Source organism: uncultured Nostoc sp. (genome assembly GCF_964245445.1).
Lineage (GTDB): Bacteria > Cyanobacteriota > Cyanobacteriia > Cyanobacteriales > Nostocaceae > Nostoc.
In genome coordinates this window covers 1-9,601 of sequence record NZ_CAXTNE010000284.1, presented here as the reverse complement: position 1 = coordinate 9,601, position 9,601 = coordinate 1, and the positions used below count along the sequence as shown (strand labels likewise).

General features: G+C 40.0%; 5 protein-coding genes and 1 pseudogene. 3 read left to right on the top strand and 3 right to left on the bottom strand.

Going from position 1 to position 9,601, the window contains the following annotated elements:
- Window positions 1-558 precede the first annotated feature (558 nt).
- A complete protein-coding gene (locus ACFE90_RS31660) occupies window positions 559-2,877 on the bottom strand; it encodes a PhoX family phosphatase (RefSeq protein WP_375506292.1) in 2,319 nt (772 codons plus the stop codon).
- Window positions 2,878-3,374: 497 nt separating this feature from the next.
- Here ACFE90_RS31660 and ACFE90_RS31655 point away from each other — a divergent pair, with 497 nt between their 5' ends.
- From ACFE90_RS31655 to ACFE90_RS31645, 3 genes are all read left to right on the top strand, one after another.
- Window positions 3,375-4,334, top strand: coding sequence for a glycosyltransferase family 2 protein (locus ACFE90_RS31655; protein ID WP_375506291.1), 960 nt, complete (start codon window positions 3,375-3,377; stop codon window positions 4,332-4,334).
- Between the two features lie 385 nt (window positions 4,335-4,719).
- Window positions 4,720-5,070, top strand: coding sequence for a hypothetical protein (locus ACFE90_RS31650; protein WP_375506290.1), 351 nt, complete (start codon window positions 4,720-4,722; stop codon window positions 5,068-5,070).
- 227 nt (window positions 5,071-5,297) lie between these two features.
- Window positions 5,298-6,245 (top strand): hypothetical protein, encoded by a 948-nt coding sequence (locus tag ACFE90_RS31645; RefSeq protein WP_375506289.1) that lies wholly within the window; start codon window positions 5,298-5,300, stop codon window positions 6,243-6,245.
- 223 nt (window positions 6,246-6,468) lie between these two features.
- Here the strand turns inward: ACFE90_RS31645 and recG are convergent, their stop codons facing one another.
- Window positions 6,469-8,991 carry an ATP-dependent DNA helicase RecG gene (gene recG, locus ACFE90_RS31640; RefSeq protein WP_375506288.1) on the bottom strand — a complete coding sequence of 841 codons (2,523 nt, stop codon included), beginning with the start codon at window positions 8,989-8,991 and terminating at the stop codon, window positions 6,469-6,471.
- A 67-nt stretch (window positions 8,992-9,058) separates the two neighbouring features.
- A pseudogene (locus ACFE90_RS31635) lies at window positions 9,059-9,601 on the bottom strand (hypothetical protein); the annotation flags it as partial.

Below are 9,601 nucleotides of genomic sequence, written 5' to 3'. Positions count from 1 at the left end.
ATAAATATATATTGAGAATAAGAATATTTTTTACTAATTTATCTAAATTTTGAATAAAAGTTTAAAAATTATAAGCTTCAGATTTGCATATTCACTTACTATCAATACGGTTTGTAAATCATTTTTATGGCAATTTGTCAATAACAAAAATGTTGTTAATAACAATTACTAAAGTCAGAGCTTTGAAACCTTTTGATATTGAGTGGATGAGTTAAATTTTTACTTTATAGTAAATTTATATACGTGAAAAGATTAAGGATTTGGTAAAAATAATCTTTGGCTTGATTTTTCTTAACCTAAATACATTGGCTTAAAGCTTATTTAAATGAAATTACAAAACTATTGATTTTTTAACTTTGAATTAAATTCTGTATTTAGCCAATCTCTGAAGTTGTAACTAGCTTTCAACTAAACGGTTTAGCTTGATGATTATACAAATCATGCACACAGATGATTGATCTGTGTGCATCTGTGATTCCAAATTATAAAACACCTATTTTTGCGAGAATTTCAATGTAAAGAAGTTGTTATCTAACATTTTTACACGTACATATAATGCTAAACAAAACTGCCAGTTGGATTCTTCCGTTGGATAGCAATTACAGATGGACGGGGAACACCTGTAGGTTTACCATTAATATTACTGGGCCAACTACTGCCACGAGGTACAGTGCGAGTTTGGTTGAAAGTTATACCATTCAAATCCAGTAATTCAATGCTACGACTCAAAATCGTGCCATCATTAATCGGGCAATCTTCACCAGGATGCTGTACTGAAATAATCAGTGTATCTCCCACAAAAGTTGGTCCAGTCATCTCGCAACGCACTGGTCCATAGGCAAAGGGTACTACATGTCCTGCATTGGCTCCACTGGTGGGGATAAAGAACAGCCAGTTATTACCAAAAACTCCTGTAAACTTAGAAACATCGCCACTAATTTTGTGATCGATGGTAGTTGGAGTACCCGCTGCACCGATGTCAAAACCGTTGTGAGTGCCCGTAGACATATCCGTGACACCCCAAACATTACCTTTATTGTCGAACACCTGGTTATCTACATTCGCAAAGCCAGCACCATCAATCGATCCGGCTTCTCCACCTTGGGCAAATCTTTCCCAGTGGAAGGTTAAACCTATACCATCAGCACTATCTTCAATAATTTTGTATAGTCCTCCCGACTGCTGTGTGGCATTGACATCGGTACTTACCTTAGCAACTTGGAAGATCCGCGAATCTGGATAACCGTCGCTTCCTGGCGCACCATCGGTATAGGAAATGAACACTTGTTTGGTGAAGGGATGCACTTCTAAATCTTCTGGACGTGCTGTGGGTGTTCCTCCGACCAAGTTTGCGGCTAAGAAAGCATCACTGAGAACAGCGCCTTGGGTGGGGTAGAAGTCAGATAGCTTCTTATTTTGATAATTAGGTAATGCTGTTGCTTCGTTGGTGCGATCGCATTTAAAGATACCACCATCTTCAGTTTGATCTGCAACACCATTACGTTTCGGTAATGGTAAAAATTTCACTTTTTCCTCCAACACGTTACCTTCTTGAGAAGAAATAACTGATGGTGAAATAGGATTGGTAGCAGTATTTAAGAGTAATGGTATCCATTTACCTGTTTTGTCTGGGTTGTAACGGGCAACGTATAAAGTACCGCTTTCCCACAAACTGCTGTTAGCTTTACTAGTTGGTGAAGAAACAGTACCTTTACTGACAAATTTCCAGGTATGTCCACCACGTCTATCATCACCCATATAAGCAACTAATTTCTTGCCTGCTTCAGCCCGGATGGCGACGTTTTCATGGCGGAAACGACCCAACCAAGTGTGTTTTCGAGGGCGGAAATTCGGATTTACGAGGTCAATTTCGACAATCCAACCGTATTTTTCGCCAACTAAACCAAAAGTCTTGCCTATAGTATCCTTGGTGTAATCTGTCTGAGTACCATCAGGCTTAACTGCTTCTGTGACACTACTTTGAAAGTTTTCTTCAGCAGATAAAATAGTTCCCCAAGGAGTTGTACCACCAGAACAGTTGTAGGCAGTACCAATAATTTTGTTACCCAGTTTATCGGAACTAAGATTAAATACTTCAGTTGCAGCAGGGCCAGTACTAGTTAAATAGTTTTGATCACCTTGTTGGTGGCTGCGGCTTCCCCAAGAAGTAATGTTTTTGTAGTCATCATTGCGTTGGCTATTAATTCCCAACCCAGAAAGACCATGAATGCGGCGATTTTTTGGATCACTGCTAACTACAGCAAAACGTTTCTTGGCATTACGGCGAGAGACGCGAATGATTGATCCACCTTGGTTATATAAAAATTCCCCTTCAACTTCAATATTTTTAGTGGAGGGTAAAGCCCACCCAATTACTTGCCTAAATGCGTCGGGTGATGCTTTCACATCAGAGGGAGTTCCTGGCGCTAAGACAGAAAAAGGGAAACTAACATATTCGTGATTTACCCACAAATAGCCGACATCCTTGGTTCTACCAATGGGAACAAAGCCAGTGTAATCGCAGTTGTAGCCGAAATAATCATCTTCGTTGGGAAACACGCGATCGCCCCAACTTACAATTACATAACGTTCATACTCTGGCGGTACTACCAGATCATCAATGACGTTGTAGCTACTTAACTTAACATCCGTAGACGCTTTACGCACTTCTCCCTTACCGATTCCTGTTGGCAAAAAATTCTTTTGATATTTATAAATTGGTAGGGGATGGGGTAAGCGTACTGGTGTAAAGCTTAGTAGCTTAGTTTTTGCTTCTGCAATGCTAGTAACACCATCTAGGATTTTGTCTCCTAACACAACAGCACCAGCACTGCCTGCAAAAAATATTAAAAGTTGTCTCCGGCTCAATGTAGACATCAAACTCCCTCTATTTTGATCAGAAAAATTTAATTTAGACAAATACTTATTGACAAAAAAACCATTAGTATTTACGTGAAAATTATTACATTTTCAATATGAGATAACTTGCTATGAAAAATAGATTATTTGCAATTTTAATTACCTAAATGCATGAATTTTCGTAAGTTTGTCCTAGAATATAATCAATATAAATTAACAAAAGGTTATATCCTGATTAATTAGAATTTATCAAGTGTTATTCTTTACTTAAAAATAATCTTGAAAAAAGTAATATAAGTTAAGCATAAATACTTATACTGTAAAAGTAAAATAGACTTTAACAGACATAGAAAAATGTATAATTTCAGGTTTAAGTTATAGTAAATTTATATACTTTGTTTTAAGTATTTAGCAAATATTGCATTATGGGCAGATTTACCATTTCCGTAACCAGAATTATGTAAGGAACAGTGTCAGCGTCGCATCTGTCCTATCCTGGAGATGGATAAATAGTATTGTGTGTGGGTGAGACTGTGTTTTTCAGCATTGTGATACCGACTTATAATCGCCAACCGATTTTAGAAAAGTGCCTCCGCGCCTTGGAGGTGCAGGAGTTGAGTAAGTCAAGTTCGGTTACTGATTACGAAATTGTCTTGGTGGATGATGGTTCTACTGATGGCACATTGGAGTGGTTAGCAGGACACAAAGAAGAATTTCCCCATGTGCGCTGGTTTGGGCAAGATCATGCTGGCCCAGCTGCGGCGCGGAATCTGGGTGTAGAACAGGCACTGGGAGACACAATTATCTTTATTGATAGTGATTTAGTAGTGCTGAAGAATTTCCTGCAAGCTCATACTGAGGCGCTAGTGCAAGGGAAGGAGAAATTAGGGAGCGATCGCTTTTTCACTTACGGTGCAGTTATTAATACTTGTAATTTCGACAATCCAACTGCTGAACCCTACAAAGTCACAGATTTTTCAGCAGCTTTTTTTGCTACGGGAAATGTAGCGATTCCTAAACATTGGCTAGAGAAAGCTGGACTTTTTGACACCAGCTTCCAACTCTATGGCTGGGAAGATTTAGAACTAGGTGTGCGGCTTAAACAATTAGGTTTGACACTAATTAAATGTCCCGAAGCAGTAGGATATCACTGGCATCCAGCATTTAAATTAGAACAAATTCCCCGATTGATTGACCAAGAAATTCAACGCGGACGTATGGGAGTTTTGTTTTATCAAAAGCATCCCACATGGGAAGTGCGAATGATGATTCAAATGACTTGGTTGCATCGCTTACTTTGGGGAATTTTGTCACTCAATGGCACACTTAATGAACGAACAATGGCTCCATTTTTGCAATGGCTAATTAATTTAGGTAAACCTCAATTAGCTTTAGAAATTGCCCGAATCTTTCTCAACTGGTACAACGTGAAGGGTGTCTATGAAGCTTATGCTCAAATACAACAAGCATTGTAATTAAAAATTGAGGCACAGGCTGGGCGTAGTTTGAATGTGACTTCAAATCAGCAATTTGTCCAACGTAAGTGCAACTCATAAAGTCTCTTGCAAAAGTTCTGATCCTAAACTTTTTCTCTGTTTGATAGCGATAGTTAATACTTAGTGTAATAAGCTACAATTATCTTGCTTTAATCCAGAGACTGAAAATCTTAGGTATAGGGCATTTACTAAATTTTATCCCTAAATCTGGAAAATAATCCGAAATACTTAGATTTGCATTTGAATCTTAATTATATTACCTGATTGCAGCATACATAAGTGAGATGCGCTTTATATGCCCAAGTACAGCGTTAGCGAAATTTTAGAGATTATCAGAAATCTCATAGTCTCAGAAAAGTTGGAATTGCAACAGTCTTTACCTAGTGTTTTAGACACTATATCTACTGCTACAAAAGCTGCAAAATCCCATTTTCAAAATATTGTAGGGATCAACATTGCTGATGGTAACTCTGATATTGGATTTAATCAGCTTCAAGCAGATAAAGGAAGCAGCGTCAATCAAAACAGAACTGAAGCTACACTTCAAAATGCTAATGTACAGTCAGCTCTACAGTTACTTTCAACATTAAAACAAGATGTTATAGCAATTAATTTCTTCAACTCGATAAAAAAGAAAACTTTAGAAGTGCCGATAAAGACAATCGAAGAGGAATTGAAAAAGCCCAAGTCAGATAAGAACTGTTTCACACAGTAGTAGTAACATTGAAACCTGGTGGAAAATCAGAAATCCCGTCCACCTGAGCCTAGCTCTACTATTAGCATTCCTCCACCCACTACGCCACCTACACAATCACCGCCTATAGGGAAATAAAATTTATTAGCTGATCTAAGTTATTTTGTACAGCCTCAGTTGTAAATGCTATTTCTCCCAATACTCTAAAAATTGCAACCTTAATTACTAAATTCAAATCACATTTTTTTATGATTAAATTTAATCGATTCTGGAACCAACTACGTTATCTTATCCCACCAACTACTAGATTTTTGTTGCTCATCGCTTTTAGCTGCACTTTAGTTGTGACATTTTTTTTAGCATCTTCAAGAGCACAATTCTCCCCAGAAGTGGAATCTTCTGCTGATATAGGGTGGGAGTTTGCAGGAAGTCGAGAACTAAACAAAGCATCCATTCAAGAAATTGAGTATGATGGTGAATGCCCAGGTAAAGACTCAGGCTCAATAAAAGCTTGGTTTACTTCTAGTAAAACTCCTCCAGCTCCTAAAAGACGTATAGTTGTTAAAAATGTAACTAGAGGTTTAGAAAGCGATCCATATCCGTACACAGATAGAGAATACCAAAAGGGAAAATCTTCTGAAGGCACTCAAGTAGCTTTTGGAACAAAACATCGTGGTAGTAATTTCGTTGTTATGGAGGGTGAAAATGAATTTCAGTACGAGATTAAAGAGAATAAGAAAGTGATTGATTCTGGGTCATTTACAGCTGTAATTGACAAAGAACTTGATGTTAAACTCAGAGATGCTACGGTAACTAAAAATTCTGTTTGTTTTAACTCGGCTGTTGCTCTCAATGTATGCGCTGATATCCGAACTAAAACTGCATACACTTGTCCAAACAACAAGATTCTTCGCTCAATTTTTGAGCTAAATAATCCTGATATTTCTACAATCATCTCTAATCAAATGTTTGGTGAGATGGTATATGTCCTGAATGGAAATATACATACATTACGCCCAGGAGAAGAAAAAATATATACAGGTGAATATTTAAACATTCAGTTTAATTCAACTTGTAGAATTGGTTGCAGTCCAACAACTCCACCCCGGTCACTGCAACCAGGTAAAAGATATCAATTTAAATCCTCTCCTATATCTGGTAGCGAAATTATTCAATTAGTTGATTTCCCTAGATAAAATCTCGCCAAATCCGGTTCGGATAAGATTATTTGTTTAGGGATAAGGATTGTAGAGACGTTGCAATGCAACGTCTCTACACACAATAACATCCTAACTATTAGGGACTTCCAGTTAAAAAATATCCCATCCCTGCGGGACGCTCCGCGAACGTAGGGGCGCAACGCCTTGCGCCCCTACCAATGTACAAATAATTTGGAATAATTTATTTTTTGCAACTCCCTTAAGTCAAAATCGCGCCACCCATCAATCGCTCATATCGATATTTCAACTCTTCTTTCATCAAATACCAACGCTCTAAAGTAACATCCATCTCTATTATTTTCTCCGCTGCTTGCCGCGCTAAAAGTAAAACTTCCTCATCGTCAACCAAACTCGCTAAAGTAAAATCTGGCACTCCAGATTGACGAGTTCCCAGTACTTGCCCTGGGCCACGAAAACGCATATCCATTTCAGAAATGAAAAAGCCATCCTGAGATTGTTCCAACACCTTCAACCGTTGTTGAGCATCAGGACTTCTGGAACTGCTCATCAACAGACAGTAGGACTGAGCCGCGCCCCGACCGACACGCCCCCGCAGTTGGTGCAGTTGTGATAAACCAAATCGCTCCGCATTTTCAATGAGCATTACCGTAGCATTAGGTACGTCTACACCAACCTCAACAACGGTAGTAGAAACCAAAATTTGCGTTTGATTATCACGAAATTTGGTAATCGCTTCATCCTTTTCGGCTGAACTCATGCGACCGTGCAGCAGCCCCACTTGAAAGTCAGGAAAAACGCTTTCTTGTAGCTTTTGATGCTCCTCAACAGCCGATCGCAAATCCAGTTTTTCCGATTCTTCCACTAAAGGCAAAACCACATAAACTTGTCTACCTTGGACAATTTCTCGCCGGATCAGGTCGTAAGCATGGTTGCGTTGCTGACCTGACAATACTGTTGTCTGAATCTTTTGCCGTCCCGGTGGTAACTCATCAATTTGGCTCACATCCAAATCCCCATGTATCGTTAGTGCCAAGGTTCGAGGAATGGGAGTTGCTGTCATAGTTAACACATGGGGTTGCTCGCCTTTTTGCTGCAAACGCGCCCTTTGTTCTACCCCAAAGCGATGCTGTTCATCTATCACCACTAACCCCAATTGATGGAAGTTTACGGGGTCTTGAATTAAGGCATGGGTTCCTACTAACAAGGGCAATTCACCAGTTCCTAACTGAGAATGTATTTGTCTTCGTTTAGCAGTTTTAGTAGAACCTGTCAGTAATTCCACAGGTAAATGCAAGAGGTTAAACCAACTAACTAATTTCCGATAATGTTGTTCTGCCAAAACTTCTGTGGGAGCCATTAGCGCCGCTTGATAGCCAGATTGAATTGCTGCGAGGATAGCTAACACGGCGACAACTGTTTTACCAGAACCTACATCGCCTTGCACTAAACGATTCATTGGTACGGGTTTCTGTAAATCGTTGAGAATGTCGTTGAGAACTCGTTGCTGTGCGCCAGTGAGTTGAAAAGGCAATATTTCGTGGAATTTCTCTACAAGTTGACCGCGTGGAACTAGGATGGCGCTGGTTTGAATAGCCCTTGCTTGCTGCTGACGTTGCAGTAACCCAAGTTGTAGATAGAAAAATTCATCAAAAACTAGGCGACGACGGGCAACTTGTAGGGCGGCGCTATCACTAGGAAAGTGAATGTTAGCGATCGCATCTTTCAATTCCATCAAACCATACTTCTGTCGCAAACCACTTGGCAGAGGGTCTTTCAAGTTAGCAGCAGCAGGTAAAGCAGCAATTATCGCCTGTCGCACCGTATTCGCCACCACCCCTTCTGTCAGTCCATAAATTGGCACTACCCGCCCAATATTCAGCGACTCAATCGAATCTCCTGGATTTGCCAAAACCTCTAGTTCTGGATTATCGAGTGTCAAGCCGTATTTACTTTCTTTCACCAACCCACACGCCGCCAAAATACTACCTACTGGATAACGGCGTTTTAAACTTTCTTGCCAAGCGCGACTGCTAAAACGTGTACCTGCGTAAAAACGACCAATTTTGATTTGACCACTGTTATCTTTTACTACCAGTTCTAAAATTGATAATTTCTGATTTTTAGGGCTAGTAAAGCAGTTACAACGTTTCACTGTAGCCACTATTGTCACCGTCTCACCCGCTTGTAACTCGCGGATATTCACCTGACGCGCATAATCAATATGATCACGGGGATAGTAGAAAAGCAAGTCGCGGACGGTGTGTAAACCAAGCCGTGCCAAATTATCAGCTTTTTTAAAACCTATTTCTGGTAAATCGCTGAGTTTTTGCTCAATATTTGGTGCAAGCCTCCGACTCACCTCAGTGATAATTTTAGATTTTGGGTCGCGCCTTTGGTGCGCTGGAAGCGCAACTTGGATTTTGGATTGATAAATTCTTCCTTGCTCCCCTGCTCCTCTACTCCTCTGCTCCCCCTGCTCCCCCTGCTCCTCTTGCTGTAATTGGGAGAGATACCTGCGAGTTTCTGCTACTAAATGTTGTCTTTCTTCCAGTGCTAGATGTGGATAACTAGCAAATTGCACCGCTAGTCCTTGCCAACGGCGGCGTTCAGTTTGGGGTAAGCCTGTTGGGAATTTGCCTAAAGTTAGGCTAAGAAATTCACTGAAGCGGTATTCTCTGCCCATCAAGTCTGTAAAGCCGCGTTCAGCTTCTATTGCCAAGGCTTTGTGCAATCGTATCCAATCTGGTTTTTCATTAGTCATTGGTGATTAGTCATTAGTCATTAGTCATTAGTCATTAGTCATTTGACTCTGGACAAAAGACAAATGACTAATCTTCAAACCAACTAGCACGCCATGCAGCTTCAGCTTCAGCGATCGCCTTTTCCCGATGTTTTTTTTGATACTCTCGTCCTAGCTTGTTTAGCTGAACTAAAATACTGCGGATTTGTCTGCGCTCAGATGAGAGTGTCACATCAGCAAATTCAATTTCTCCTAGCCGCAGGTTAATAGCCATAACTTGCGTCAGTCCAGAATCTTCTGACTGCTGCTCATTTTCAATTTCAATTACTAAGTTTAATAAGTTGGGTGGTCCTGGCATTACCTCAGCAGACGCTTCTGATGCAGCCGCAGCAGCAGCTGCTAAAATCGGTTCTGGTAATTTTTTAGGTAATACCCCAGATTTTTGTATTAAAACATTAGCATCATGCGAAAGTTTTTTCAGTATCTCTTGCGTAACCTCTTCTAAGTTCTGTTGCCATTTTACTAGTTCTACAGGATTAGAAGTGTCGGCGGTGAAAGACTGAGAATTAGAGGTATCCAGAAGTCCAGAAGATAAAGAGGATGTTACTCCCTCATCCCCCTCATCCCCCTC

Coding starts and splice junctions, on each gene's coding strand:
- recG (WP_375506288.1), bottom strand. CDS start 8,991: ATGACTAATGAAAAACCAGATTGGATACGATTGCACAAAGCCTTGGCA.
- ACFE90_RS31645 (WP_375506289.1), top strand. CDS start 5,298: ATGATTAAATTTAATCGATTCTGGAACCAACTACGTTATCTTATCCCA.
- ACFE90_RS31660 (WP_375506292.1), bottom strand. CDS start 2,877: ATGTCTACATTGAGCCGGAGACAACTTTTAATATTTTTTGCAGGCAGT.